The organism is Thauera sp. K11 (assembly GCF_002354895.1).
GTDB classification, from domain to species: Bacteria; Pseudomonadota; Gammaproteobacteria; order Burkholderiales; family Rhodocyclaceae; genus Thauera; species Thauera sinica.
The window spans coordinates 2,979,656-3,004,984 of sequence record NZ_CP023439.1; the positions used below are offsets into that span (position 1 = coordinate 2,979,656).

The 25,329-nt window shown below is 67.4% G+C and carries 24 protein-coding genes and 2 tRNA genes; 10 read left to right on the forward strand and 16 right to left on the reverse strand.

The genetic code is table 11. The features are described 5' to 3' along the window. Positions 1-15: 15 nt before the first annotated feature. The 11 genes from ccoP to CCZ27_RS12925 all read right to left on the reverse strand — a co-directional run bounded on the left by ccoP (position 16) and on the right by CCZ27_RS12925 (position 9,421). Positions 16-906: a cytochrome-c oxidase, cbb3-type subunit III gene (gene ccoP, locus CCZ27_RS12875; RefSeq protein ID WP_096448750.1), complete on the reverse strand. Its 891-nt coding sequence runs from the start codon at positions 904-906 to the stop codon at positions 16-18. Then, the gene (locus CCZ27_RS12880) at positions 899-1,087 is read right to left on the reverse strand and encodes a cbb3-type cytochrome oxidase subunit 3 (RefSeq protein WP_096448752.1); all 189 of its coding nucleotides are present in this window, start codon (positions 1,085-1,087) and stop codon (positions 899-901) included. Before CCZ27_RS12880 ends, ccoP begins: the two co-directional genes overlap by 8 nt. Before the next feature lie 14 nt (positions 1,088-1,101). Then, a complete protein-coding gene (gene ccoO / locus CCZ27_RS12885) occupies positions 1,102-1,737 on the reverse strand; it encodes a cytochrome-c oxidase, cbb3-type subunit II (protein ID WP_096448754.1) in 636 nt (211 codons plus the stop codon). An 18-nt stretch (positions 1,738-1,755) separates the two neighbouring features. Beyond that, positions 1,756-3,183, reverse strand: a complete 1,428-nt coding sequence (gene ccoN, locus CCZ27_RS12890; RefSeq protein ID WP_096448756.1) for a cytochrome-c oxidase, cbb3-type subunit I — start codon at positions 3,181-3,183, stop codon at positions 1,756-1,758. Positions 3,184-3,619: 436 nt separating this feature from the next. Next, positions 3,620-3,826 (reverse strand): cbb3-type cytochrome oxidase assembly protein CcoS, encoded by a 207-nt coding sequence (gene ccoS, locus CCZ27_RS12895; RefSeq protein ID WP_096448758.1) that lies wholly within the window; start codon positions 3,824-3,826, stop codon positions 3,620-3,622. Positions 3,827-3,835: 9 nt separating this feature from the next. Beyond that, positions 3,836-6,331: a heavy metal translocating P-type ATPase gene (locus tag CCZ27_RS12900; RefSeq protein ID WP_096448760.1), complete on the reverse strand. Its 2,496-nt coding sequence runs from the start codon at positions 6,329-6,331 to the stop codon at positions 3,836-3,838. A 163-nt stretch (positions 6,332-6,494) separates the two neighbouring features. Next, positions 6,495-7,262, reverse strand: coding sequence for a 3-hydroxyacyl-CoA dehydrogenase (locus CCZ27_RS12905; protein ID WP_096448762.1), 768 nt, complete (start codon positions 7,260-7,262; stop codon positions 6,495-6,497). 192 nt (positions 7,263-7,454) lie between these two features. After that, entirely contained in the window at positions 7,455-7,979 is a 525-nt protein-coding gene (locus CCZ27_RS12910; RefSeq protein WP_096448764.1) for a glycine cleavage system transcriptional repressor, read from the reverse strand. Between the two features lie 310 nt (positions 7,980-8,289). Then, a tRNA-Met gene (locus CCZ27_RS12915) sits at positions 8,290-8,366 on the reverse strand. 9 nt (positions 8,367-8,375) lie between these two features. Further along, positions 8,376-8,451 (reverse strand) — tRNA-Thr (locus tag CCZ27_RS12920). A 70-nt stretch (positions 8,452-8,521) separates the two neighbouring features. Further along, positions 8,522-9,421 carry a LysR family transcriptional regulator gene (locus CCZ27_RS12925; RefSeq protein ID WP_096448766.1) on the reverse strand — a complete coding sequence of 300 codons (900 nt, stop codon included), beginning with the start codon at positions 9,419-9,421 and terminating at the stop codon, positions 8,522-8,524. Positions 9,422-9,551: 130 nt separating this feature from the next. Between CCZ27_RS12925 and CCZ27_RS12930 the strand changes: the two genes are divergently transcribed. The 9 genes from CCZ27_RS12930 to CCZ27_RS12970 all read left to right on the forward strand — a co-directional run bounded on the left by CCZ27_RS12930 (position 9,552) and on the right by CCZ27_RS12970 (position 19,159). Further along, positions 9,552-9,905: a TSUP family transporter gene (locus tag CCZ27_RS12930; RefSeq protein ID WP_385960858.1), complete on the forward strand. Its 354-nt coding sequence runs from the start codon at positions 9,552-9,554 to the stop codon at positions 9,903-9,905. Positions 9,906-10,044: 139 nt separating this feature from the next. Then, positions 10,045-11,643 carry a malate synthase A gene (aceB, locus tag CCZ27_RS12935; protein WP_096448770.1) on the forward strand — a complete coding sequence of 533 codons (1,599 nt, stop codon included), beginning with the start codon at positions 10,045-10,047 and terminating at the stop codon, positions 11,641-11,643. A 150-nt stretch (positions 11,644-11,793) separates the two neighbouring features. After that, entirely contained in the window at positions 11,794-12,747 is a 954-nt protein-coding gene (locus tag CCZ27_RS12940; RefSeq protein ID WP_096448772.1) for a DMT family transporter, read from the forward strand. 76 nt (positions 12,748-12,823) lie between these two features. Further along, on the forward strand, positions 12,824-13,759 hold the full coding sequence (locus CCZ27_RS12945) for a nucleoside recognition domain-containing protein (protein WP_096448774.1): 936 nt from the start codon (positions 12,824-12,826) through the stop codon (positions 13,757-13,759). A gap of 73 nt (positions 13,760-13,832) precedes the next feature. Next, positions 13,833-14,198 carry a CidA/LrgA family protein gene (locus tag CCZ27_RS12950; protein ID WP_096448776.1) on the forward strand — a complete coding sequence of 122 codons (366 nt, stop codon included), beginning with the start codon at positions 13,833-13,835 and terminating at the stop codon, positions 14,196-14,198. Continuing rightward, positions 14,195-14,929, forward strand: a complete 735-nt coding sequence (locus CCZ27_RS12955) for an LrgB family protein (RefSeq protein WP_096448779.1) — start codon at positions 14,195-14,197, stop codon at positions 14,927-14,929. Before CCZ27_RS12950 ends, CCZ27_RS12955 begins: the two co-directional genes overlap by 4 nt. An 89-nt stretch (positions 14,930-15,018) precedes the next feature. Further along, positions 15,019-16,650: an MFS transporter gene (locus CCZ27_RS12960; protein ID WP_096448781.1), complete on the forward strand. Its 1,632-nt coding sequence runs from the start codon at positions 15,019-15,021 to the stop codon at positions 16,648-16,650. 111 nt (positions 16,651-16,761) lie between these two features. Next, positions 16,762-18,816: an elongation factor G gene (gene fusA, locus CCZ27_RS12965; RefSeq protein ID WP_096448783.1), complete on the forward strand. Its 2,055-nt coding sequence runs from the start codon at positions 16,762-16,764 to the stop codon at positions 18,814-18,816. A gap of 82 nt (positions 18,817-18,898) precedes the next feature. Beyond that, a complete protein-coding gene (locus tag CCZ27_RS12970) occupies positions 18,899-19,159 on the forward strand; it encodes a DUF4212 domain-containing protein (protein ID WP_096448786.1) in 261 nt (86 codons plus the stop codon). Positions 19,160-19,189: 30 nt separating this feature from the next. On the opposite strand, the gene CCZ27_RS24010 is transcribed toward CCZ27_RS12970, so the two are convergent. The 4 genes from CCZ27_RS24010 to CCZ27_RS12985 are packed head-to-tail and all read right to left on the reverse strand — an operon-like array spanning position 19,190 to position 22,778. Continuing rightward, complete coding sequence (locus CCZ27_RS24010; RefSeq protein WP_232516667.1) at positions 19,190-19,561, reverse strand: PAAR domain-containing protein; 372 nt, start codon at positions 19,559-19,561, stop codon at positions 19,190-19,192. Positions 19,562-19,576: 15 nt separating this feature from the next. Next, on the reverse strand, positions 19,577-19,777 hold the full coding sequence (locus tag CCZ27_RS23560) for a hypothetical protein (RefSeq protein WP_157748576.1): 201 nt from the start codon (positions 19,775-19,777) through the stop codon (positions 19,577-19,579). Then, positions 19,774-20,928, reverse strand: coding sequence for a T6SS immunity protein Tli4 family protein (locus CCZ27_RS12980; protein ID WP_096448788.1), 1,155 nt, complete (start codon positions 20,926-20,928; stop codon positions 19,774-19,776). The genes CCZ27_RS23560 and CCZ27_RS12980 overlap by 4 nt, the downstream gene beginning before the upstream one ends. Beyond that, positions 20,925-22,778, reverse strand: coding sequence for a lipase family protein (locus CCZ27_RS12985; protein WP_096448790.1), 1,854 nt, complete (start codon positions 22,776-22,778; stop codon positions 20,925-20,927). Before CCZ27_RS12985 ends, CCZ27_RS12980 begins: the two co-directional genes overlap by 4 nt. Before the next feature lie 481 nt (positions 22,779-23,259). On the opposite strand from CCZ27_RS12985, the gene CCZ27_RS23565 reads away from it, so the two are divergent. Continuing rightward, entirely contained in the window at positions 23,260-24,054 is a 795-nt protein-coding gene (locus CCZ27_RS23565) for a hypothetical protein (RefSeq protein WP_157748577.1), read from the forward strand. On the opposite strand, the gene icd is transcribed toward CCZ27_RS23565, so the two are convergent. After that, the gene (gene icd / locus CCZ27_RS12995; RefSeq protein ID WP_096448794.1) at positions 23,973-25,217 is read right to left on the reverse strand and encodes an NADP-dependent isocitrate dehydrogenase; all 1,245 of its coding nucleotides are present in this window, start codon (positions 25,215-25,217) and stop codon (positions 23,973-23,975) included. The two genes, CCZ27_RS23565 and icd, sit on opposite strands and share 82 nt — an antisense overlap. Positions 25,218-25,329: the final 112 nt, after the last annotated feature.

A 25,329-nucleotide genomic window follows, 5' to 3' on the forward strand; every position in this document is an offset into this window, starting at 1 on the left:
CGGGGCAAGACGTGCTTACTTCTTGCTCAGGCCGACCACGTAGGCAGCCAGCAGATGGACCTTGTCCTCACCCAGGAACTCGCCGAACTGCGGCATCTGGTTGTTGCGGCCGTTGGTGATCGTTTCGATGATCGTGGCCTCGGACGATCCGTACAACCACGACTTGTTCGTCAGGTTCGGAGCCCCCATGGCGACGTTGCCCTTGGCATCGGCGCCGTGGCACGCCACGCAGTTCTGCTGGAACAGATCGCTGCCGCGCTGCGCGCGCAGGGAATCGTGCGCCAGGCCCGACAGCGAACGCACGTAGTTGGCGACGTCCTTCACGCCTTCGGCACCCAGTGCGGGCCCGAACGGCGGCATGACCCCCATCCGGCCACCGAGGATGGTGGTCTTGATGGTCGCCGGGTCGCCGCCCCACTGCCATTCTTCGTCCGTCAGGTTCGGGAAGCCCTTCGCCCCCTGGGCGGCCGAACCGTGGCACTGGGCACAGTAGGTCAGGAACATGCGCTGGCCCATGGCCTTCGCTTCGGGATCGGCCGCGACCGCAGCAAGATCCATGTCCTTGTACTTGGCGAAGATCGGACCGTATTTCTCGTTGGCCGCCTTCATTTCCGCCTCGTACTGGGCACGCGCGCCGCGACCCTGGTTGGTCGTGCCGAAGCCGGGATAGATGGACAGATACACGATGGCGAAGCCGATCGTGATCCAGAACAGATACATCCACCAGCGCGGCAGCGGATTGTTGTACTCGGCAAGCGTCTCGTCCCAAACGTGGCCATGCAACTGGACCGCCCCCGCCTCCCGCTTCGTCATGTTCGACACCAGTACGAACACGCAGAACAGGAGGCTGAGGGCGACGATCGCCATCACATACACGTTCCAGAAACCGCTGATAAAGTCAGCCATTTTGTCTTCCTTCTTGTTCTCGCCGGCCGACGCCGGCCGGCAGATCGTCTTCGTTCAGGGGCAGGCGCGCCGCTTCATCGAACCCATCCTTGGCATGCCGGCTATAGGCCCAGGCGCAGATACCCAGGAAAGACAGCAGCCCCAGTACCGTGATGATGCTTCGGAAGTCGTTGATGTCCACGGCTCGACCTCTCCTTACTTCACGTTTTGCAGCGCACGGCCCATGCCCTGCAGATAGGCGACGACGGCATCAAGCTCGGTCTTGCCGGTCAGGGCTGCCGGTGCGGCGGCGATCTCCTCGTCGCTGTACTTGTGCAGGCCGACCTTGTTCAGCGCGCGCATGCGGTCCTGGATGTCGTCGGCCTTGACCGGACGGTTCAGCCATGGGAAGGCGGGCATGTTCGATTCCGGAACGACGTCGCGCGGATTGAGCAGATGCACGCGGTGCCATTCATCCGAATAGCGGCCGCCCACGCGGGCCAGGTCGGGGCCCGTACGCTTCGAGCCCCACTGGAACGGGTGGTCGTAGATGAACTCGCCCGCCACCGAATAGTGGCCATAGCGTTCGGTTTCGGCCCGGAACGGGCGGATCATCTGCGAATGGCAGTTGTAGCAGCCTTCGCGGATGTAGATGTCGCGACCGACGAGGCGTACCGGATCGTAAGGCTTCACCGGCAACTGATTGCCGTCGTTGTCGATCGGCGTGGTGGTCGAATGCTGGAAGAACAGCGGCACGATTTCCAGCAGACCGCCCACGCTGATGGTCAGCAGCGTGAGGACGATCAGCAGGAAGACGTTGCTCTCGATCTTTTCGTGCTTCGATTGGGCCATCTTGTTTTTCTCCGGTTGTCAGTGAGCGGCCGCAGGCGCGAGCACCGGCGCGTTGTAAGCCTTCTCACCCGCCATGGTCTTCAGCATGTTGTAGAACATGAGGAGCATGCCGCTCAGGAACAGGACGCCACCGATGAAGCGGATCGTCCAGAACGGGTAGCTCGCCTTCACGCTCTCGACGAAGGAGTAGGTCAGCGTGCCGTCCGGGTTGGTGGCGCGCCACATCAGTCCCTGCATCACGCCGGCGATCCACATCGAGGCGATGTAGAGCACGACGCCGATGGTAGCGATCCAGAAGTGGGCATTGACCAGCTTGGTGCTGTACATCTCGGTCTTGCCGTACATGCGCGGCAACAGGAAGTAGATGGAGCCGATCGACACCATCGCGACCCAGCCCAGCGCGCCGGAATGCACGTGACCCACGGTCCAGTCGGTGTAGTGCGACAGCGCATTGACGGTCTTCACCGACATCATCGGGCCTTCGAAGGTCGACATGCCGTAGAAGGACAGCGAGGTGATCAGGAACTTCAGGATCGGATCGGTGCGCAGTTTGTGCCAGGCACCCGACAGGGTCATGATGCCGTTGATCATGCCGCCCCAGGACGGCGCCAGCAGGATCAGCGAGAAGACCATGCCGACGGACTGCGTCCAGTCGGGCAGCGCGGTGTAGTGCAGGTGGTGCGGGCCTGCCCACATGTAGGTGAAGATCAGCGCCCAGAAGTGGACCACCGACAGGCGATAGGAATACACCGGACGCTCGGCCTGCTTCGGCACGAAGTAGTACATCATGCCCAGGAAGCCGGCGGTCAGGAAGAAGCCCACCGCGTTGTGGCCGTACCACCACTGGACCATGGCGTCCTGCACGCCGGCATAGGCCGAGTAGGACTTCATGCTGGAGAACGACACCGGAATCGCCGCGCTATTGACGATGTGCAGCAGGGCGACGGCGAGGATGAAAGCGCCGTAGAACCAGTTGGCGACGTAGATGTGCGACACCGTGCGCTTGGCCACGGTGCCGAAGAACACGATCGCGTAGGAGACCCACACGACGGCGATCAGGATGTCGATCGGCCATTCGAGCTCGGCGTATTCCTTGCCCTGGGTGTAGCCCAGCGGCAGGGTGATCGCAGCCAGCACGATGACGAGTTGCCAGCCCCAGAAAGTGAAGGAGGCCAGGGCCGGCGCGAACAGCCGGGTATGGCAGGTACGCTGGACGACGTAATAGGACGTCGCGAACAACGCACAGCCGCCGAAGGCGAAGATCACCGCGTTGGTGTGCAGCGGACGAAGCCTGCCGAAATGCAGGAATTCATGCGCGTTCAGTTCGGGCCATACGAGCTGTGCCGCGGCGATGACGCCGACCAGCATGCCCACGATGCCCCACACCACCGTCATGATGGCGAACTGGCGCACGACTTTATAGTTATAAGTCGCTTGCGATTGCATGTGAGTCACCTCTACGAAAGAAAACGTTTTGGAGTAACGCCCCCAGGCCGCAAGACATGCCTGCAGCGCAAAACGCCGCAAGGATACCGCGGGGTCGGGCCCACAATTTGATACAGATCAACATTGTATTGCACCGCGTCAGCAGGCGGAAGCAAGAAGACGAAACGATGCTGCGCCGACGGGCGCCCCAGGCATGCCGGCCGCGGAATCGCATGCATGCAGCATCGATCGCAGCCGTTCGACGGGCGAAAAAAAAGGGTGCGTTATGCACGCACCCCCAACCCCAACAGAGAGACAAACGTTCCCGGCTCTGTCCGCCAGCGACTGGCACCTGGCAGAACCGGAACCACGGTTGAATTATGCGCATCTGCCGGAGGGGAGTATTGACCTAGGTCAACGGACCTTGCATGACACCGGGCATCGCGATGGCGCCCGATCATGGCTTTTCGTCCTCGGCGCGCTGCGCGCCGCCATCCCGCTTCGTTCCGGCGGAAGGGAACTCGTCCCGGTCGTCCAGGAGCAGGCGATAGGCAGGCCCTTCGAGATCGTCGTACTGCCCGCTGCGCAGCGACCACCAGAACAGCGCGCCGATGATGAAGACCAGGATCACCGACACCGGGATCAGCAGATAGAGGCTTTCCATGTCCGTCCTTCAGCGCGCGCCCTGCAGGCGCATCGCGTTGAGCACCACCAGCAGCGAACTGGCCGCCATGCCGATGCCCGCCATCCACGGCGTCACCAGGCCGGCCATGGCCAGGGGCACCGACGTGAAGTTGTAGGCGAACGACCACCACAGGTTCTGGCGGATGATGCGCAGCGTCCTGCGCGACACCGCGATGCCGCGGCCGAGGCTGCCCAGGTCTTCGTTCAGCAGGACGATGTCGGCCTGGTTGCGGGCGAGGTCGGTGCCGCCGCCCATCGCGACCGACACATGGGCCTGCGCGAGCACCGGTGCATCGTTGACGCCGTCGCCCACCATCGCCACGACGGCCGACGGCTCCCGCTGCAGCGCGGCGATGTACGCCTGCTTGTCCTGCGGCGTCAGGCCGCCGTGCGCGTCGGCGATTCCCAGCCCGCCTGCGACCGCGCCCACCACGGCCGGTGAATCGCCGGACAGGACCGTCGTGTCGATACCGTCCGCCGCCAACCGTGCCACGAACGAGGCGGCTTCGGCGCGCGGCAGGTCGGCGAGGCGAAACAGCGCCAGCCAGCCGCCCCGCGTGCCCAGCGCCACCACGGTGCCGCCGCGCTCTTCGAATCCGGCCAGTTCGCCGGGCAGCGCCGCCTGCGCCTGCGCGGCCACGAAGCCTGGCCGGCCGATCCACATCGCGCGGCCGTCGATCTCGCCTTCCATCCCCTGCCCGGTCACCGCACGCAGGCCATGCACCGCCGGCAACGCCAGCCCCGCCGCAGCCTCGCGCAGGCCGGCGGCAACCGGATGCTCCGATCCCTGCTCGATCGAGGCCGCCAGCGCCAGCGCCTCCTCCGCCGACAGTTCGCCGAGCGGTTTCACTTCCTGCAGTTTCATGCGCCCGTAGGTCAGCGTCCCCGTCTTGTCGAGCACCACATGATTGGTTCGCGCGAGCGTCTCGATGGCATGCCCCCGCGTCACCAGTACGCCGATCCGCGCCAGCGCGTCGGTCGCCACGGTCAGCGCGGTGGGCATCGCCAGCGACAGCGCACAGGGGCAGGCGACGACCAGCACCGACACGAAGACCCACAGCGCACGCTGCGGATCGATGAAATACCAGGCGATGCCGGTCAGGCCCGCAAGCACCAGCAACACGACGATGAAGACCGCCGCGACCCGGTCGGCCACGGCGGCCACCCGCGGTTTGTCGCCGGCCGCGCGCTCCATCAGCCGCCGGATCGCGGCGAGCCGCGTCGCGTCGCCGACCTGCTCGACACGGAACACCAGCGGGCTCGAAACGTTGATGCTGCCGCCGGTCAGGGCCGCGCCCACGGTTTTCGGCACAGGACGGCTCTCGCCCGTCAGCAGCGCCTCGTTGACCTCGCCCGTGCCGGCGATCACCACGCCATCGGCGGCAACGGTTTCGCCCGGCCGCACGCGCAGCACGTCGCCGGACGCCAGTTGCGACACCGGCACGCGTTCGCCCTCCTGCGCCGGCCATGCGGCGAGGCGCTCGGCGAAGGCCGGCAGCACCTTGCCGAGTTCCTCCACGCCGCGCACCGCCCGCTGGCGCGCGACCATCTCCAGGTAACGGCCGCCGAGCAGGAAGAACACGAACATCGTGACCGAGTCGAAATACACCTCCGGCCCGTGGGTGAGCGTCGCCCACAGGCTGGCGAGGAAGGCGCTGCCCACGCCGAGCGCCACCGGCACGTCCATGCCCAGGTGGCGCAGCTTGACGTCGCGCCAGGCGCGCTGGAAAAAGGGGGCGGCCGAGTACAGCACCACCGGCAGGGTGAGCAGCAGGCTCGCCCAGCGCAGCAGCAGCTCGATGTCCCAGGTCATGTCGCCCTCGCCCGCCACATATACCGGGAAGGCGTACATCATGACCTGCATCATGCCGAAGCCGGCGACGAACACCCGCCACAGCATCGAGCGCCGTTCCCTGTGCGCGATCTGTTCGGACCGCTCGGCATCGTAGGGATACGCCCGATACCCGATCGCCTGGACCGCCGCCAGGATGTCCGACAGCTTGATGCGGCGCTCGTCCCAGCGCACGCGGGCGCGGCGCGTGGCGTAGTTGATCTGGACCGCCGACACGCCGGGCTGGCGCGCCACGTGCTGCTCGTTGAGCCACACGCAGGCGGCGCAGGTGATGCCCTCGAGGATCAGCGAAGCCTCGCGCTCGTGCTCGCCCACCGGGCGCACGAAACTCTTCTGGAAATCGGGATGGTCGAACAGGCCGAGTTCCTGCAGTTCCACCGGCATCGCCTCGCGCCGCGTCTCGGGCATCGCGTCGCGATGGCGGTAGTAGTCCGCCAGGCCGTTATCGACGATGGACTGCGCCACCGCCTCGCAGCCGATGCAGCACATGCGGCGGTCGCGGCCGTCGATGCGTACGTAGTGGCGGGTGTCGGGCGGGATCGGCAGCCCGCAGTGATAGCAATCGGTGTCGGTCGCCGTCTCGTCGCGGACGGAATCGACGGCTTGGGCGGGCGGCAGGTCGGCTGTGTTCATCGACGACGATAGGCAGCCGCCCCGGATGGCCCAGCCATCCGGGGCGGTCAGAAAGGATGCGGTCTTTTAGCACATTTCCGCCACGCCGGCCATTGCACCGCAGCATCCCTGCGGCAAGCGGGCGCAGGCCGCACCGCACCGCCGTGCGAGGCGGCGCGGCGTCTTACTTGGCGGCCATGCGGATCGCGCCGTCGAGGCGGATCACCTCGCCGTTGAGGTAGCCGTTCTCCAGGATGTGCCGCACCAGCGCGGCGAATTCCGCCGGTTTGCCCATGCGCGACGGGAAAGGCACCGTCTTGCCCAGCGAGTCCTGCACGTCCTGCGGCATGCCCATCAGCATCGGCGTTTCCATGATGCCCGGCGCGATGGTCATCACGCGGATGCCGAAGCGGGCCAGCTCGCGTGCCACCGGCAGGGTCAGGCCGACGACCCCTGCCTTCGATGCGGCGTATCCGGCCTGCCCCACCTGCCCGTCGAAGGCCGCGACCGAGGCGGTATTGACGATCACCCCGCGCTCGCCGCCCGCATCGGGGGCGGCCTTGCTCATCACGTCGGCGGCCAGCCGCAGCATGTTGAAGGTGCCGACGAGGTTGATGTTCACCGTGCGCGCGAAGGATTCCAGCCGATGCGGGCCATCACGGCCGGCCACTTTCTCCGCGGGCGCGACGCCGGCGCAGCTCACCAGGCCGTTCAGCCCGCCAAAGCGCGACACCGCACTGTCGATCGCCGCCTTCGCGCTCGCCTCGTCGGTGACGTCGGTAGCGACGAAGACCGCCGCCTCGCCCAGCTCGGCCGCGGTCGCCTCGCCGGCCTCGCGATTCACGTCGGCCAGCACCACCCGGCCGCCTCCTTCCACCAGCATGCGGGCCGTGGCCGCACCCAGCCCCGATCCGCCGCCCGTCACCACGAATATGCCGTCTTCGATCTTCATCAACGCAACTCCTCTCTCCCTGTCCGCCTCCTGCGGCGAACACCAAGGCGCGAACATATTTGCAGTTAACGTAAACGTCAACCAAAACCACCGCTGCCGGATTTCTTCGCTTCGATGCAGCGCGCAGGCCGCCCATGGCAACCAGCACCCGCCCGATTCACCCGCACCCGCGCCGCAGGCGGAAAGGCGCTGCTACCCGCGCTCGTCGAGGCTCAGGTCCACCATCAGTTCGTTGGCCAGCGCCTCCAGGTCGCCACGCACGGCCTCGAGCGACACCGAGGCCGGCACGTCGAGGAGGGCATCCGCCCTGAACAGGGGTTCGCTCGACATCGGCGCGCTTTCGCAGGCCGTCTCGAGTTCCTCGATGCTGACGCCATGGCGCGCGAGCACGGCCGAGATGTCGCGCACGATGCCGGGGCGATCGTGGCCCACGAGCCCGAGCCGCACCATCCGCCGCGCCCCGGCCGCGCCCGCGGCGGCGGCGTGCTCGATGGCGAGGCGCAGCCCCTCGGCCTCCAGCCCGCGCAGCGCGGCTTCGAGCCGGGCGGCGTCGCCCTCCTCCACCTCGAGGCGCACGACGCCGGCAAACTGGCCGGCCAGTTGCGCCAGCCGGCTCTCCATCCAGTTCGCGCCGGCCGCGCTCGCCCGCGCCGCGAGGGCGCTGACCAGCCCGGGCCGGTCGCGTCCGATGAGTGTCAGCACGAGGGACGTCTTCATCTCGGAATCCTCTACGGTGGACGGAGCTGCCATTCACAGTTCTGGCGACAACCCCTTCGGGTGGCAGGCATCGTATCCGCGCGCCCGCTGGTCGGCCGCGTCGGTCGAGCGCGCGTCGGCCTCGTAGTCGAAATGTAGGCGACCGGAGAGCAAACTCAACCGGCATCCGCACAGCCCGTCCAGGCCCTGCGACGGCAAACCGGTGGAAAGGGGGCATGCAACGGTGGGGCACGCAAGAGCGGTGCGCATGAGGCACCGGCGGCGCAGATGCAAGAAAGCCCGGCCTTGCGGACCGGGCTTTCTTGCCGTTTGGTTGCGGGGACAGGATTTGAACCTGCGACCTTCGGGTTATGAGCCCGACGAGCTACCGGACTGCTCCACCCCGCGTCGGAGTTCTGGTGCTGCTGACCGGAATCGAACTGGTGACCTACTGATTACGAATCAGTTGCTCTACCGACTGAGCTACAGCAGCAAAGGACGCGCACTATACCCGAGGGCTGAAACAGTTTCAACCATCCACATGACAAGACCCTGAAGCGGGTTCACTTCTGCGCCCAGTAGGCCGGATCGCCGTAATGGCTGCGCAGGAAGTCGATGAACAGACGCACCCTCAGGGCGAGATTGCGCCGTTGCGGAAAGACCGCGTGGATGCCGTTGGACGGCGCGGCGAAATCGTCCAGCACCGACACCAGCCGCCCTGCGCGCAGATCGCCGTCCACCTCCCACAGCGAGCGCCACGCCAGGCCATGGCCGGCCAGTGCCCACTCGTGCAGCACCGCGCCGTCATTGCATTCGAAGCGCCCGCCGACCTTCACCGTGACCAGTTCCCCGGTGGCATCGCGAAACTGCCAGCCGCGCTGCTGGCCCAGAGACAGGCAGACATGCCCGGCGAGTTCGGCCGGCGTGGTCGGCACGCCGCGGCGGCCGAGATAGTCCGGGCTGGCGACGACCACGCGCCGGTTCTCGGCCAGCCGCACCGATACCAGGCTGGAATCCCCCAGTTCGCCGATGCGGATCGCGCAATCGATGCCTTCGTTGACGAGGTCCACCAGGCGGTCGCTCAGATCCAGCGTGCAATTCACCTCGGGATGGGCATCGAGGAACGCCCTCACCAGCGGCGCGACGTGCCGCCTGCCGAAGCCCGCGGGCGCGGAGATGCGCAGATGGCCGCTCGCCTTCACGCTGCCCAGGCTGACCGCCGCCTCCGCGTTCGACAGGTCGTTGAGGATGCGCTGGCAGTCCTCGAAGAAGGCGCTGCCCTCGAAGGTCAGCGTGACGCTGCGGGTGGTGCGCAGCAGCAGGCGGACGCCGAGCCGCCGTTCGAGGGCATCGAGCCGCCGGCCGATGACCGCCGGCGTCACTCCTTCGGCGCGCGCGGCGGCGGACAGGCTGCCGCGAATAGCAACTGCGACGAAGCTTTCGATCTGCTTGAGCTGGTCCATTTTTGACAAAAAGTAAAAACCGAATTGATCATACCTGATCTGTTGTTTTATATAAGACTCGCATACACTGCAGCGCGGTAGAGCCCGAACACAAGGCTCGCCCACATCCGACAGACACGACATGGCCGGCATGGACTTCTTCCAGATCGTACTCATCGGCATCGCCGCCTTCGCGGCGGGCGCGGTGAATCCGGTCGCCGGCGGCGGCCTGGGCATCCCGCTGATCGCGGCGCCGGCCATGCAGGGCGTCGAGGACGTGCATGAGATCAATGCATTGAAAAACCGGCTGTCGGCAGTAATCTACAGTGTCACCGTCGGCACTTTCGTCGTCGCCAGCGCGGTGTCGTGGCCGCACGCACCGATCATGCTCGCCACGGCGACGCTGGGCGGCTACGTGGGCGCAACGCTGGCGCGCCGCATCCCGCCGGTATGGCTGCGGCGCTGCATCATCGCGGTCGGAAGACCGCTGACCGCCCCCTGCTGACCGCCCATTACTGCGCCAAGGCACCCTGACCGCCCCTTCGATCCGACCAGCCCCTTTCGCATTCTTTTCGCATCCGTTTCCACACCACGCCACAGCCTTTCCCCAAACAACGACCCACTCGAACGCACAAGGAATTCCCATGAGCCTCGACCTGCCCCAGGGCATGCAGATCAACGCCCCGCTGTCGCCCCGCTTCGACCAGATCCTGACCCGCGACGCGCTGGCACTGGTCGCCAAGCTGCACCGCACCTTCGAACCCCGCCGCCAGGAACTGCTGAAGGCGCGCGTCGCCCGCCAGGCGCGCATCGACGCCGGCGAGATGCCCGATTTCCTGCCCGAGACCCGGCACATCCGCGAAGGCGACTGGAAGATCGCGCCGCTGCCCAAGGCGCTGGAATGCCGCCGCGTGGAGATCACCGGCCCGGTCGAGCGCAAGATGATCATCAACGCCTTCAACTCGGGCGCCGATTCCTACATGACCGACTTCGAGGACTCCAACAGCCCGAACTGGTACAACCAGATCCAGGGCCAGGTGAACATCCACGACGCCGTCCGCCGCCAGATCGGCTACACGAACGAAGCCGGCAAGGAATACCGCCTGAACGACACGATCGCCACGCTGCAGGTGCGCCCGCGCGGCTGGCACCTCGACGAGAAGCACGTGCTGATCGACGGCCAGCGCGTGTCCGGCGGCATCTTCGACTTCGCGCTGTTCTTCTTCCACAACGCCAAGGAACAGATCGCCCGCGGCGCCGGCCCCTTCTTCTACCTGCCGAAGATGGAGTCGCACCTCGAAGCCCGCCTGTGGAACGACATCTTCTGCATGGCGCAGGACGAGATCGGCCTGCCGCGCGGCACGATCAAGGCCACCGTGCTGGTGGAGACCGTCCTCGCCACCTTCGAGATGGAAGAGATCCTGTACGAACTGCGCGAGCACTCCGCCGGGCTCAACGCCGGGCGCTGGGACTACATCTTCTCGTGCATCAAGAAGTTCAAGAAGAACAAGAACTTCTGTCTCGCCAACCGCGGCTCGATCACGATGGAAGTGCCCTTCATGCGCAGCTACGCGCTGGCGCTGGTGCAGGCGTGCCACAAGCGCGGCGCCCCGGCGATGGGCGGCATGAGCGCGCTGATCCCGATCAAGGGCGACCCGGTCGCCAACGAAAAGGCGCTGGCCGGCATCCGCCACGACAAGACGCGCGACGCCAACGACGGCTACGACGGCGGCTGGGTGGCGCACCCCGGCCTGGTGCCGATCGCGATGGAAGAGTTCGTCAAGGTGCTCGGCGACCGCCCGAACCAGTGGGACAAGCAGGTCGAAGGCCGCTTCGGCCCGAAGGACTGGCTGAACTTCCAGCCCGAGCAGCCGATCACCGAGACCGGCGTGCGCAACAACATCAACGTCGGCATCCACTACCTCGGCAGCTGGCTCGCCGGCAACGGCTGCGTGCCCATCCACAACCTGATGGAAGACGCCGCCACCGCCGAGATCTCGCGCTCGCAGATCTGGCAGTGGGTCGTGTCGCCGAAGGGCATCCTCGACGACGGCCGCAAGGTCACCGCCGACTGGGTCCGCGCGCTGATCCCCGAGGAACTGGCCAAGGTGAAGGCCACCGTCAGCGCGCAGGGCGAGAACACCGCGACCTACGACCAGGCCGCCGCCATCTTCGAGAAGATGTCGCTGACCGAGGATTTCCCGGAGTTCCTGACGCTGCCGCTGTACGAAGCGATGGAGTGATGCGCCGCGGCCCGTGCGCTGCGCGTAGAATCCGGAACGGCGCCCGCGGGCGCCGTTTTTTGTCGCCCATGCCCCGCCACGTCCCGTTCCCGCCCCCGGCCGGCCGCCACCCATGACCCTTTCGACGACCAGCCCCACCGCCCGGCCCCGATGATCTCCGGACTGCTCTGCGCGCTCGGCGCCGGCCTGCTGTGGGGGCTGGTGTTCGTCACCCCCCTGGTGCTGGACGACTATCCCGGACTGATGCTGTCGATCGGCCGCTATGCCGCGTTCGGCGTGCTTGCGCTCGGCCTGGCCTGGTTCGACCGCCACACGCTGGCCAGGCTCGGCCGTGCCGACTGGATAGAGGCGTTCAAGCTGGCCGCGATCGGCAACCTGCTCTACTACACCACGCTGTCCACCGCCATCCAGTTGGCTGGCGCGCCCTTGCCCACGCTGATCATCGGCACGCTGCCAGTCGTGATCGCCGTCTGCGCCAACCTGGTCGACCGGCGTACCGCAGCCGGCGGCGTGCCCTGGCGCCGGCTCGCACTGCCGCTGGCGGCGATGCTGGGCGGCCTGCTATTGGTGCATGCCGACACCACCGGGCGGGCCGGCGCCGACGATCCCGACGGCGCCGGCTACCTGCTCGGCATCGCCTCCGCCGCGTGTGCGCTGGCGTGCTGGACCTGGTATCCGATCCGCAACGGCCGCTGGCTGCGCGCGCGCGACGCCGGCCTGTCGCGCGCCTGGGCCACCGCCCAGGGGCTCGCCACGCTGCCGCTGGCCTTGCTGGCCGCGCTCGGCTATGCGCTTTGGGACGGCGTGACGGCCGCGCCCGGCGCCGGCTTCGGCTGGCCGTTCGGCCCGCGGCCCGCCCTGTTCGTGGGCATGATGCTCGCCCTCGGGCTGGCCGCATCCTGGCTCGGCACGCTGTTGTGGAACCACGCCAGCGCCCGCCTGCCCGCCGCGCTGGTCGGCCAGCTCATCGTCTTCGAGACGCTCTCGGCACTGCTGTATGCCTTCGTCTGGCATCAGCGCTGGCCGGGCCCCGCCGAGATGGCGGGCATCGTCCTGCTGACGATCGGCGTGCTGCTGGGCGTGCGGGTCTTCGGCCGCGCCTGAGGCGATCCGCAATCGACGGCGAACGGCACCGCGCTTAACATCCGGCATCGCAACAATCGCAAGCCTTCCGATCCCGATGGACCTCCTGACCCAGACCACCTTGCAGGCCGGCCGCTCGGCGGTCGAGCTCGCCCTGTTCGTGCTGCTGCCCATCATGGTGGTGATGCTTGCTCTGATGCGCCTGCTCGAGGCGCGCGGCGCGCTCGACTGGGTCGTTGCGCGCCTCGCTCCGCTGCTGCGTCCGGCCGGACTGACCGGGCTCGGCGTGTTTGCCGCGCTGCAGATCAACTTCGTCAGCTTCGCCGCACCGGTCGCGACGCTCACCATGATGGAAAGCCGCGGCGCCTCCGACCGCCACCTCGCGGCGACGCTGGCGATGGTGATGGCCATGGCGCAGGCCAACGTCACCTTTCCGATGGCGGCGATGGGGCTGGCCTTCGGCCCCGCGCTGCTGCTGTCCCTGGTCGGCGGGCTCGTCGCGGCTGCCGCGACCTATCACGGCTTCGGCCGCAGCCTGTCGTCGGCCGAAGGCCCGCTGGACGAAACCCTGCAGCACCGCGTCGCCGACGATGCCAAGGGCGTGCTCGACGTCATCAACCGGGCCGGCGCGGAAGCCTTCAAGATCTCGGTCGGCGCGATCCCGATGCTGGTGCTCGCGCTGGTGGTGGTGATGGCGCTGCGCGCGAGCGGCGCCATCGACGCGCTGACCGGGGCGCTCACGCCGCTGCTCGCCGCGCTGGACATCCATCCGGCCATGGTGCTGCTGACGCTGACCAAGGCGATCGCCGGCGGCACCGCGATGATGGGCGTCATGGAAGACATGCTGAAGAACGGCAGCGCCAGCGTGGCGATGCTGAACGCCAATGCCGGCTTCCTGATCCACCCGCTGGACGTGGGCGGCGTCGCGGTGCTGATCTCCGCCGGCCGGCGCGTCGCCGCGGTCTGGAAACCGGCTGCCCTGGGCGCCGCGCTCGGCATCGCCGTGCGCATGGCCGGCCACGCGCTGCTGTGAGCGGCGCTGCGCCCTCCCCGCAGCGGCAGCCCCGATACGTCCGCCTTCCAAACCGTCCACCCGGAGCCCGACCATGATCGCCGCCCTGACCGTGCTGCTCGTCTTCCAGTTGCTCGGCGAAGTCATCGCCCGCGCCCTGTCGCTGCCGGTGCCAGGCCCCGTCATCGGCATGGCGCTGCTGTTCCTCGCGCTGCTGATCCGCGGCGGGCCGGGCGAGGACCTGCGCCAGACGGCGGGCACGCTGCTGCAGCATCTCTCGCTGCTGTTCGTGCCGGCAGGCACCGGCATCGTGCTCTACGGCGACCGCCTCGCGACCGAATGGCTGCCCCTGCTGGCGGCACTGGTCGCCAGCACCGCGCTGGCGATCGCCGTCACCGCCGTGGTGCTGCGCGCTCTCACGCGGCAGCGCCCGTCTTCGGCCGGCGGAGCACGGCAATGACGCCGCGCCTGGACGAGATCTGGGTCTATCTGTCGGCGACGCCGCTGCTCGGCCTCACGCTCACGCTCCTCGCCTACCAGGCCGCCTTCCTGGCCTATCGCCGCGCCGGCTTCCATCCGCTCGCCAACCCGGTGCTGCTCGCGGTCGCCATGCTCGCCGGCGTGCTGCTGCTCACCGGCATGCCCTACCAGACCTATTTCGACGGCGCCCAGTTCGTGCACTTCCTGCTCGGCCCGGCGACGGTGGCGCTGGCGATCCCGCTGTACGCGCAGTGGCCGCGCCTGAAGGCGATGGCGGCACCGCTGGGGATCGCACTGGTCGCCGGCTCCCTGACCGCGTCGCTGTCGGCGTGGGGAATCGGCGCCCTGCTCGGCGCCAGCCGCGAGTCGCTGATGTCGCTCGCGCCCAAGAGCGTGACCACGCCGATCGCGATGGCGGTCGCGGAACGGCTCGGCGGCCTGCCCTCGCTGACCGCGGTGCTGGTGATCAGCACCGGCATCCTGGGCGCGATCGGCGCCCGCTACCTGTACCGCTGGCTGCGCATCGACGACCCAGCGGTGCGCGGCTTCGCCATCGGGCTCGCCTCCCACGGCATCGGCACCGCGCGCGCCTTCCAGATCGGCGAGCAGGCAGGCGCCTTCGCCGCGCTGGCGATGGGGCTGAACGGCCTCGTCACCGCGCTGTCACTGCCGTGGATCATGCCCTGGATGGAACGCCTGTTCGGCCGCTGAGACCACCGACACCACTGCCGGCCGCACGCCCCCGCGCGGCAACTCGCCGGACCCGCATCCCGCCCCCGGCCCACCAACGAGGACACCAAATGCAAAAGCAAAATGCCCTCCACCGCTGGATCGACCGCAACATCCTCGAACTCGGCCGCGAGCTGCGCCTGTCCTACCTGCCGCCGCTGATGGTGTACTGCGCCGCCGGGGTGTCCGGCCTCACCGGCATCGTCGGCACCTTCTTCGTCAAGGACTACCTCGGCCTGTCGGCCGCCTTCCTCGCCGCACTCGGCTTCTGGGCCGGCATCCCGTGGGCGCTGAAGATGCCGATCGGCCACCTCGTCGACCTGCTGTGGCGGCACAAGGCCGGCCTCGTGTATCTGGGCGCGGCGCTGATCGCGGCGAGCCTGGCGATCATGATCGGCCTCATCGGCCAGCCGCAGGCCATGCGCGCGGTCATGCCGGTCGAGGCGTGGTTCGTGCTGTCCGTGCTGCTGTCGCCGGTCGGCTACGTGATGCAGGACGCGGTGGCCGACGCGATGACGGTCGAAGCCGTGCCGCGCCTGGACGCACACGGCGAGCCGCTGCCCGACGAAGCGGTGCGGCTGATGCACACGACCATGCAGATGCTGGGCCGCGTCGCCATCATCGGCGGCACGGTGCTGGTCGCGCTCGCCAACGTGGTGATGTTCCAGGGCGCGGAAGCGCTCGCCGAGGCGCAGAAGGTGGCGATCTACCTGCGCATCTACGAATTCGCGCTGGTGATCCCGCTGCTGTCGGTCAGCGGCGTGCTGCTGGCCGGCGTGCTGAAGCGGCGCGAGGCCCGCCGGCTTGCCGCACTGGGGCGCGACCGCGCCGAGATCGACCGCCTGCTGCACGAACCGGAAGAAAAGACCACCCCCAACTGGTGGATCCTGGGCGGCAGCGCGGTCTTCGTCGCGCTCACGCTCGCCATCGGCCTGTCGGGCGCCGAATACGGCCAGGAACTGATCTTCGCCGGTTCGTTCACCATCATCGGCTTCATGATCGTGCGGCTGGTGCGGGAACTGGCGCCCGATGCGCGCCGCATGCTGCTCGGCACCATCATCGTCATCTTCGTCTTCCGCGCGCTGCCCGGCCCGGGCGCGGGCGCGAGCTGGTGGATGATCGACGAACTCGGCTTCGACCAGTCCTTCCTGTCGCGGCTCGACCTCATCACCAGCGGCCTGACGCTGGCCGGGCTGTTCCTGTTCCGGCGCTTCATGGCGGAGAAGTCGATCGCCCGGATCGTCCTGTTCCTGACCATCGCCACCACGCTGCTGTCGCTGCCCATCATCGGCATGTTCCACGGCCTGCACCACTGGACTGCGGGCGTGACCGGCGGCATGGTCGATGCACGCTTCATCGCCATCGCCAACACCGCGCTGGAATCCCCGCTCGGACAGGTGTCGATGGTGCCGATGCTGGCGTGGATCGCAAACTCCGCACCGCCGCACCTGAAGGCGACCTACTTCGCCGTGATGGCCTCCTTCACCAACCTCGCGCTGTCGGCCGCCCAGCTCGGCACCAAGTACCTCAACCAGATCTACACCGTCAGCCGCCAGGTGAAGGACGCCGCCACCGGCGCGATCACCACCCCGGCCGACTACAGCGAACTCGGCACGCTGCTCGTCACGGTGACGGTGATCGGCCTGGTACTGCCGCTCGCTGCAATCGCGCTCACCCGGCTGCTCGGCCTGCGCAGCGCCTGAACCGGCGGCACAGCGCGCAGCCGCGCGCTTCCTTGATCCGACGCATTGCCTTCGACCGACGGCAGGCGGAAACTTGGCGCGGTTGCAGACACAAATAAGGGGAGTACGGCGATGACACCCAGTTCGGTTCACGACATCCGCAACCTGAGCCTGCTCGGCCAGGCCGGCAGCGGCAAAACCACGCTCGCCGAGGCGCTGCTCGCCGCCGCCGGCGAAATCGGCGCGGCCGGCAGCGTCGAACGCGGCGACACGGTCTCCGACTACGACCCGCAGGAAAAGTCGATGGGCCACTCGCTGCACGCCTCCCTCGTCCATCTGGAGTGGGCCGGCCACTGGATCAACCTGCTCGATGCGCCCGGCCTGCCCGACCTCGCCGGCCGCGCCCTGGCCACCCTTCCCGCGGTGGAGACCGCCGCCGTGGTGGTCGGCGCCGGCTCCGGCGTGGAAAGCGGCACGCGCCGCATGATGACGGCGGCCAGGGGCAAGTGCCGCATGATCATCGTCAACAAGATCGATGCCGCCGGCACGGATTTCGCCGCGCTGCTGGATGCCATCGTCGCCGAATTCGGCCGCGAGTGCCTGCCGATCAACCTGCCGGCCCCCGGCGGCGGCAAGGTGGTGGACTGCTTCTTCGCGCCGGACGGTGCGACCACGACCGCCTTCTCCAGCGTCAACACAGCCCACAGCGCGATCGTCGACCAGATCGTCGAACTGGACGAGGAACTGATGGCGAAGTACCTCGAGCAGGGCGAGTCGCTGGACCCGGAGCAATTGCATGCCCCGTTCGAGCAGGCACTGCGCGAAGGCCACCTGGTTCCGGTGTGCTTCGTGTCCGCCCGCACCGGCGCGGGCGTGCGCGAACTGCTCGACATCCTCGGCAGGCTGGCGCCCGATCCCACCGAGGGCAACCCGCCCGCCTTCCTGAAGGGCGAGGGCGCGGCGGCCGGGAGGGTCGAGGTGGCGCTCGACCCCGAACGCCACGTCGTCGCCCACGTGTTCCAGATCTCCAACGATCCCTACCGCGGCAAGCTGGGCCTGTTCCGCATCCATCAAGGCCAGGTCACGCCCAGTTCCCAGCTCTACGTCGGCGACGGCCGCAAGCCGTTCAAAGTCGCCCACCTGCTGCGCATGCAGGGCCGCAACGCGGTCGAGACGCCGCTCGGCGTGCCCGGCGACCTGTGCACGGTGGCACGGGTGGACGAGATCCATCGCGACGCCGTACTGCACGACTCGCACGACGAGGACTACTTCCACCTCGCGCCGCAAGCCTATCCGCAGCCGGTATACGGCCTCGCGCTGATCACGAAGAAGCCTGCGGACGAGCAGAAGCTCTCCGAGGCGCTCGCCCGCCTGACCGACGAGGACCCCTGCCTCGAAGTCAGCTACGACGTGCGCGGGCGCCGCACGGTGGTGCGCGGCCTGGGCGAGCAGCACCTGAAGATCGTGCTCGACGAACTTTCCACCCGCTGGAACCTGCAGCTCGACACCGCCCCGCCGGCGATTCCCTACCGCGAGACGATTTCCGTCGTGGCCGAGGCGCGCTACCGCCACAAGAAGCAGAGCGGCGGCGCCGGCCAGTTCGGCGAGGTGGCCCTGCGCGTCGAACCGCTGGAGCGCGGCGCGGGCCTGCAACTCGGCGACGAGGTCAAGGGCGGCGCGATCCCGACCAACTTCATGCCCGCGGTGGAAAAGGGCGTGCGCCAGGCCCTGGCGGAAGGCGCCCTCGCCGGCTTTCCGATCCAGGACCTGCGCGTCGTGGTGACCGACGGCAAGCATCACGCGGTGGACTCCAACGAAGTGTCCTTCGCCACCGCCTCGCGCCACGCGCTGATCGAGGCGGTGCTCGCCGCCAGGCCGCAGGTGCTCGAACCCATGCTGGACGTGCAGGTCAAGGTGGCCGACGCACTGTTCGGCGAAGTCAGCGGCGAACTTTCGGCCCGCCGCGGCCGGCTCACCAGCACCGACAGCCCGGCCGCCGGCTGGATGCTGATCTCGGCGCGCGTGCCGATGTCGGAGATGGACGGCTTCGAGAGCCGGCTGAAGGCGATCTGCGCCGGCGAGAGCGAGTTCGTGCTCGAGGCCGGCGGCTACGAGCCGGCGCCGCAGGACGTGCAGAACGAACTAGCGCGCAGCTTCGCCACCACGGGCAACGGAAACGGCGGCTGATGCGGCAGACGAACCGCTCCTGCCCGGCCCCGTCCGCGGCGCCCTCCCCGGAGCCGCCGCGGACGGCCCGCCCCCGCGCCCGATGAAGCTGACCGACAGGCACCGCGCCTACTGGCGCCGCAATCTGATCCTGACCTTCGGCCTGCTGGTGGTCTGGTCCGCGGTCACCTTCATCGCCGGCTATTACGCGCGCGAACTCAATGCCTTCAGCTTTCTCGACTTTCCGCTGGGCTTCTACGTCTTCGCGCAGGGCTCGCTGATCGTGTACCTGGCGATCGTCGGCATCTACGTGTTCGCAATGAACCGGCTCGACCGCCGCTACGGCGTCGGCGAGCGGCGCTGAGCAAGCGCTCACGCCCGGCTCCTGAAGGGTTCACCCGCTGACCATTCCTCGGACGCTGCCGATCGAGGCGCAGCCACATCCGGTCTTGCAGCCTTCGATGATCTTGTTGATGCCGTGCGGCGCGCCCCTGGAGTATTTCTCCGGGCAGTCCACGAGAACGCCGGGACGGGCAATCGATTTGCCGTCGAACTTTGCATTCGGCGCGCCAGAAATCACGGCGCCGCCGTGCGTCATGGCGTCGCCGGTCACGATGATCCGTTTGATCATCTGCCCGGCTTTTTTGAAGAAGCCGCCAATGAAAAGAAATTGCCAATGGATCTCGCCCAGTGGCACATCGAGACGAACGATACGCCCGACGATGGAATCCCACATGCAAAGGAAGAGCAGGCATGGCGGTTTCATCGGCAAGACGACAGCTCATGCGATGTCCCACTCCCTCACGCGGCGGGCAATGGCACCCGGTGCATCGATCGGACGCCACAACAGCGGAACACTCGGCAGACTCGCGGCGGACGGTTCCGGCAGCGTGCGAAGACGGGCGTATGCGGGGGTTGCCGACAGCGCGGCAAGGCCCAGCAGCGATTTCAGGAACCGGCGGCGAATGGCGGAGCGGTTCATGAATTCCCCCTGTCCTTGAGCTTGATGGCCAGTTTCCAGACCACGGTGCCGGGATCTTTCAGGAAGGGGAACCAGTCCGCACCCGGCAGCCGGGTTCCGCACAGCACATGATGTTCGCTCGCACCGCCTTTCAGGCCAGGATGCTCGGCCCGCCATATCCCGGTGACCGGACAAGGGTCGCCGCACCGCAGGTTCATCTGGTTGATGTTCATTTCGACGCGGCTGCCGCCGGGGACCGGCACCCGGAAGGCGAGGCTGTTGAGCAGGCGGTCCCACAGCGCGAGCGCCTCGTCGTCGTTGATCGAGGCCTTCTCCGCCGCACCGACGACGTTCTGCTCGATCTTGCTGCGCAGGCCGGCTTCCAGGCGCCCCGGATGACTGACGGTACGGTCGCCCAGGAACTCCCAGTCGAATTCGTGCTCGCCGCCCTTGCGCCGCACCAGCGATTCCGCCCCATCCCAGACGCCCACCGTCCGCGCGCCTTCGCGCAGCGTGCTCAGCGAAGGGTAGAAGATTCCCAAGGCCTTTTTTTGTTTGGCGATGCCGTTCATCAGACCGCCTTTCTCCTTGTCCACCTCTGCGCCCTTATTGGAGAAAACGGAAAAGCGCACATCGGGCAGACTCGGCATATGGATGCCGGCTGCGAACATTTCCTGGTACTGGCAGGTCCTTTCTGCCACGAAGCCCAATTCGATGCAGACACCGGGCTCTTGGGGAATTTCGTCGGGGTCGCGATAGCGCAGGGCCTGGATCAGGCGAGCCTGCCGCGCAAACTCCTGGTCGGCTTTGCCGTTCAATGCCCATCCTTCATAAGTGAAGGTATGGCCGTTAATAGGAATTGCACCGAAAAAGCGGCGTATGTTTTTCCGTTTGTCGTACGCGTCTTCGTGGTACCAGTAATATTCCCCGCCGGGCACGGGGCCTTTGATGACCTCAATGATCTCGGCGCTGGGGTCATTGGACTGCACCTTTCCCCAATGTTCGTTCAGGAAATCGCGAATCCTGTGTCCTTGGTCGGGATAGGCTTTGAATCCGCCGCTGATGCGGTGCGTGCCGAAGATCAGTCGGGCTTCCGCCGGCACCTCCAAGGTGTAGCGGCCAAAGCAGACCCGTTTGGTCTGGGTGAAGAGGCGGTCGATGCGTGCGCTCATGACGAGGACTCCGGTTGTTGGGCGGCTTGGGCGACCGCGATCTTGACGATGCTGTGGAGGGTGGCGGCAATGGCGTCCCAGTCCTCATAACTGGACTGATGTTCGTAGCCGGTCTGAACGAGGACGGTGCCCCTGACCCAGGCCGCGGAGCGGGCCGCCGGCACCGTTTGGTCGCCGGCCTCGGCCGGGGGCTGCAGGCGCAGGGTGAGCACCACGCCCTGCTCCCCCCGCACTTTGAGCCGGCCTTCGCCGTCGTCCTCGAGCAGGGTCCAGCCAAGCGGGTCGCCGGCCCGCGCCACGTCTCCGGCGACGACCTCCCACACCACGTTGCCGTAGGCCGCATGCCGGCTGTCGTCGCCGTAGTGGGCGTAGGTGCAGGGGTGGAAGGTGTCCTGGATCGCACCGTGGAACTTCATTGCGTTCTCCAGTCGTTTCGTCACAGCCTCCAGCGCCCGCTCCTTGTCGCCTTCATACTTTTTCGCCGGATCGATCCAGTCCGGGTTGATCAGGCGCCACCACGCCTCGGCCGGCTGGGTGTAGATGCCTTCCAGGGACTTGTTCGGCTTGAGCGGTCCGGGGAGCGGCCTGCCGTGCTTGCGGGCGGACTGGATCGCCGCATACTCTTCGCCGAACGGTTCCCGAGGCAGTTTGAGCAGGGTGTTGCCGTCGCGGTCCCGCACTTGCAGCCAGCCGTAGCCATAGAGGTCGTTGGGCAGCAGTTCGAGGGCGCCCGGGGCGTTGGCCAGCACGGCGGTGACTTCCTTGCCGGTCTCTCCGAGCACCTGCTGGATAATGCTTTCCTTGAGCCGGGACAGGGGGTTGATTCCGCTCGCCCCTTCGAAGCCCGCGCGCATGCGCTTGTAGGTGGCGGCCGCCCCGTGAGTGGGCATGACGCCATGGACGATGCCGAGCACCTCGTTGGCGGTGAGGTTGCCGTAGTCCTTGTGCATCAGCGCCCGGCCGAGCAGCCCAGCCATGCTGTGGGTGACGAGGATGACGCCGGGGCACTCGAAGCCGAGGTCCTTGTAGCGCCGGATCAGCGCCCGGATGCGCTTGGCAATCTTCTTGGCCTGCTTGCCGTTGCTCTGCAGCCAGTTGTAGCCCATGGCATGGACGGGGCACCAGCCCGATGCCAGCGCCTTGAGGTCGTCGGCCGTCACGGGCGGCGGCGGCGCGCCGGCCGGCCGGCCCCAGGTATCGACCGCCTTGTCGACGTACCTGAAGTCCCAGATGGCATTTATCTGCTCGCTGCCGTGCGTGGCATTGTTGAGGCGGGCTTCGAGTTGCTTCAGCAGCGTGCCGTAGGTGCCGAACATGACTTCGCTCCAGCCGCGCCAGCGGGCCTTTTGCGCAGCGCTGGCCGTCGCGGGATTCTTCGCGGCATGCAGGCCCTCCGGTTCCGGGTCGGCCATCAGCAGCGGCGGGATGTCGTCCAGCGTGTCGGGCACGTTGTCGTGCCGCTTGTCGTTGGCCTGCTTCGGGTCGAAGCGCTCGCCGTCGCTGGTCCATTCGTACACTTCGACTTCCGTTTCGTCGGGGTCGAAGTTGAGTTGGCGGACATCCGGATCATGTACTACGCGACCCACCGTCTCGAACATATAGTCCGGCCGCCAGGCGATGTTGTCATCGCGCTTCAGCTTTTCCTGGCGGGCACGGCTCATCCGCAAATGGCTGCCCATGATGCCGGGCAGAAAGATGATGGGCAGCACCTTGCCAGTGGGCAGCGTCAGCCTGATACGTCGCGGGTCTTCTTCCGGGGTCGTGATTGCCGTCGTACCGGCAGAGCCGCCTATGTTTTGAGTCGCCTGGCGATGATGGTCCGCGGATGCGTTCTGGTTGTCGTCGTTCATGGCAGTTCGATGTCCAGGATTTGTATTACCAGCCCTTCGGGGGAGAAGCCTTTCTGCAGGAAGGTCGATCCTCCCGCTTCCGGTAGCGCTTGAAGAAAGATTCCCGACCGGCCCCACAGTGCGCGGGAATAGCATAAAGGAATATGCTTTCATTCTCGACTCGACATGCTGATCGCGTCAAGACGACCGCCGCCTGATTCATGCGCCCGAACGCTTCCTGTCTTCGCATGCAGGCGGCCGGGATGGCGCATCGCGCCTGGAATCAAGCGCGACGGCGGCGACCGGCGACGGGACCGGCGCGCCGGACAGCGTGTTTGCGCCCCGAGATGCGTCCGGCGCTGCGCTTGCGGCATACAAGATCTGCATAGCAGGAAAAAAAGGCGGCGCCGATGACATACCATGTAGCCCTGCCGCGAATCCATGCAGCAGTCAGCCGGCATTGCCCGGCCGCCATGCCATCCGCAATACCCTGGGCCCGTCCATGACGAACGCTCCGATCCTCGCCCCCGTCGCGGAAGCAAAGAAGCTCGCCCAGCGCTACCGCATGCTCGCGGCGAAATCGCCCGGCATCGCCCGAGAGGCGGCGGAGCGTGGGACCGTGTGTATTGCGGGTGCCGCGCCCGCGCGTCGGGCGGGCATTCCCGGCGGACCGGCCCGTGCATGTGGCTGCCGTGGATATGTCCCGGCAAGAACGCCCGGCTCCCGGCCTGCGGGCAAGGCGGCAGCGCAGCACATTGCAGATGCGGTCCGGGACATCGAAGCGGCCATGCCCGCGGACGGCGCGGAAGGAAACGGCTTCCAGACCGTGGGCGCGGGCGGTGTCGCTGCCGGCAGTCCGGCGGCGCTCCCGGACGCCGAGAAGGCGGGCAATGCAGGCGGGAGCGCGATGGCGCAGCCGCAGGCCATCGCCGGCGACGCCGATACGCCGCGCGCCAGGATCATGGGCTCCACGGCGAGCACGACCGCAGCCGCGGCCGGTGAGGCGGCGGGCGACAGCGGCTTTGCCGTACCCGGCGCCGACGGCCGTGCCGACATCGGCCCGGACGCTGTGCAGGTCGCGCTGGCCGGTACCCTGGCCGCCGCCGGCATCACCGAAGTCGATCGGCAAGCCGGCGGTAAACGAAAGAAACCCGCCGGGGACGTCGGCGGGTTTCCCTTTTACACCGGGGTTTGCCGCCCCCGGTGCCGCCCGGATCACATGCGCGCGATCATCGCGTCGCCGAACGCCGAGCAGCCGACCTCGGTGGCGCCGTCCATCAGGCGGGCGAAGTCGTAGGTCACCACCTTGTCGCCGATCGCCGCTTCCACGGCCTTGATCACCAGGTCGGCGGCCTCGCGCCAGCCGAGGTGGCGCAGCATCATCTCGGCCGACAGGATGATGGAGCCCGGATTCACCTTGTCGAGGCCGGCGTACTTCGGCGCGGTGCCGTGGGTAGCCTCGAAGCAGGCGTACTTGTCGGAGATGTTGGCGCCCGGCGCGATGCCGATGCCGCCGACCTGCGCGGCGAGCGCATCGGAGATGTAGTCGCCGTTGAGGTTGCAGCAGGCGATCACGTCGTACTCGGCCGGGCGCAGCAGGATCTGCTGCAGGAAGGCATCGGCGATGGCGTCCTTGATGACGATCTCGCGGCCGGTGGCCGGGTTCTGGAACGAGCACCACGGGCCGCCGTCGATCGGCTGGGCGCCGAATTCGTTCTTCGCCACCTGGTAGCCGACGTCGCGGAACAGCCCTTCGGTGAACTTCATGATGTTGCCCTTGTGCACCAGGGTCACGCTCTTGCGGTCGTTGTCGATCGCGTACCTGATCGCGGCGCGTACCAGGCGTGAGGAGCCTTCGACCGACACCGGCTTGACGCCGATGCCGCAGTTCTGCGGGAAGCGGATCTTCGTGACCCCCATTTCGTCCTGCAGGAACCTGATGACTTTCTTCGCAGCGTCGGAGTCGGCCTGCCATTCGACGCCGGCGTAGATGTCTTCCGTGTTCTCGCGGAAGATCACCATGTCGGTCTTGCTCGGGTCCTTCAGCGGCGAGGGCACGCCCTTGAAATAGCGCACCGGGCGCAGGCACTGGTAGAGGTCGAGTTCCTGGCGCAGCGCGACGTTCAGCGAGCGGATGCCGCCGCCGACGGGCGTCGTCATCGGCCCCTTGATCGACACCGAGTACTCCTTGAGCGCGTCGAAGGTTTCCTGCGGTATCCACTGGTCCGGGCCGTAGAGCCCGACGGACTTCTCGCCGGCATAGACCTCCATCCAGTGGATCCTGCGCCTGCCGCCGTAGGCTTTGGCCACCGCGGCATCGATCACCTTGATCATCACCGGCGTGATGTCCACGCCGATGCCGTCGCCCTCGATGAAGGGGATGATGGGATTGTCGGGGGTCGGCTGCCCGGGCACGATCTTCTGGCCGCCGGCGGGTACCTTGATCCTGGATTCGCTCATACCTGCTCCCTCTCTCGATGAATTCTGGATGCATCGCGATTGCATGCGGTCGCAATGCGACGGCCGGGTGCGCGGGCTCACCGAACGGGCAGTCGGGACAGCACGGCCGGCG

Excerpts from the sequence above, each read along its gene's own strand:
- CCZ27_RS12945 (WP_096448774.1), top strand. The coding sequence starts at position 12,824 with ATGGACCTCCTGACCCAGACCACCTTGCAGGCCGGCCGCTCGGCGGTC.
- ccoP (WP_096448750.1), bottom strand. The coding sequence starts at position 906 with ATGGCTGACTTTATCAGCGGTTTCTGGAACGTGTATGTGATGGCGATC.
- CCZ27_RS23560 (WP_157748576.1), bottom strand. The coding sequence starts at position 19,777 with ATGAACCGCTCCGCCATTCGCCGCCGGTTCCTGAAATCGCTGCTGGGC.
- fusA (WP_096448783.1), top strand. The coding sequence starts at position 16,762 with ATGACACCCAGTTCGGTTCACGACATCCGCAACCTGAGCCTGCTCGGC.
- aceB (WP_096448770.1), top strand. The coding sequence starts at position 10,045 with ATGAGCCTCGACCTGCCCCAGGGCATGCAGATCAACGCCCCGCTGTCG.
- CCZ27_RS12950 (WP_096448776.1), top strand. The coding sequence starts at position 13,833 with ATGATCGCCGCCCTGACCGTGCTGCTCGTCTTCCAGTTGCTCGGCGAA.
- CCZ27_RS12905 (WP_096448762.1), bottom strand. The coding sequence starts at position 7,262 with ATGAAGATCGAAGACGGCATATTCGTGGTGACGGGCGGCGGATCGGGG.
- CCZ27_RS24010 (WP_232516667.1), bottom strand. The coding sequence starts at position 19,561 with ATGAAACCGCCATGCCTGCTCTTCCTTTGCATGTGGGATTCCATCGTC.
- CCZ27_RS12900 (WP_096448760.1), bottom strand. The coding sequence starts at position 6,331 with ATGAACACAGCCGACCTGCCGCCCGCCCAAGCCGTCGATTCCGTCCGC.
- ccoO (WP_096448754.1), bottom strand. The coding sequence starts at position 1,737 with ATGGCCCAATCGAAGCACGAAAAGATCGAGAGCAACGTCTTCCTGCTG.
- CCZ27_RS12985 (WP_096448790.1), bottom strand. The coding sequence starts at position 22,778 with ATGAACGACGACAACCAGAACGCATCCGCGGACCATCATCGCCAGGCG.
- CCZ27_RS12930 (WP_385960858.1), top strand. The coding sequence starts at position 9,552 with ATGGACTTCTTCCAGATCGTACTCATCGGCATCGCCGCCTTCGCGGCG.
- icd (WP_096448794.1), bottom strand. The coding sequence starts at position 25,217 with ATGAGCGAATCCAGGATCAAGGTACCCGCCGGCGGCCAGAAGATCGTG.
- CCZ27_RS23565 (WP_157748577.1), top strand. The coding sequence starts at position 23,260 with ATGACGAACGCTCCGATCCTCGCCCCCGTCGCGGAAGCAAAGAAGCTC.
- CCZ27_RS12925 (WP_096448766.1), bottom strand. The coding sequence starts at position 9,421 with ATGGACCAGCTCAAGCAGATCGAAAGCTTCGTCGCAGTTGCTATTCGC.
- CCZ27_RS12970 (WP_096448786.1), top strand. The coding sequence starts at position 18,899 with ATGAAGCTGACCGACAGGCACCGCGCCTACTGGCGCCGCAATCTGATC.
- CCZ27_RS12955 (WP_096448779.1), top strand. The coding sequence starts at position 14,195 with ATGACGCCGCGCCTGGACGAGATCTGGGTCTATCTGTCGGCGACGCCG.
- ccoN (WP_096448756.1), bottom strand. The coding sequence starts at position 3,183 with ATGCAATCGCAAGCGACTTATAACTATAAAGTCGTGCGCCAGTTCGCC.
- CCZ27_RS12980 (WP_096448788.1), bottom strand. The coding sequence starts at position 20,928 with ATGAGCGCACGCATCGACCGCCTCTTCACCCAGACCAAACGGGTCTGC.
- ccoS (WP_096448758.1), bottom strand. The coding sequence starts at position 3,826 with ATGGAAAGCCTCTATCTGCTGATCCCGGTGTCGGTGATCCTGGTCTTC.
- CCZ27_RS12910 (WP_096448764.1), bottom strand. The coding sequence starts at position 7,979 with ATGAAGACGTCCCTCGTGCTGACACTCATCGGACGCGACCGGCCCGGG.
- CCZ27_RS12960 (WP_096448781.1), top strand. The coding sequence starts at position 15,019 with ATGCAAAAGCAAAATGCCCTCCACCGCTGGATCGACCGCAACATCCTC.
- CCZ27_RS12940 (WP_096448772.1), top strand. The coding sequence starts at position 11,794 with ATGATCTCCGGACTGCTCTGCGCGCTCGGCGCCGGCCTGCTGTGGGGG.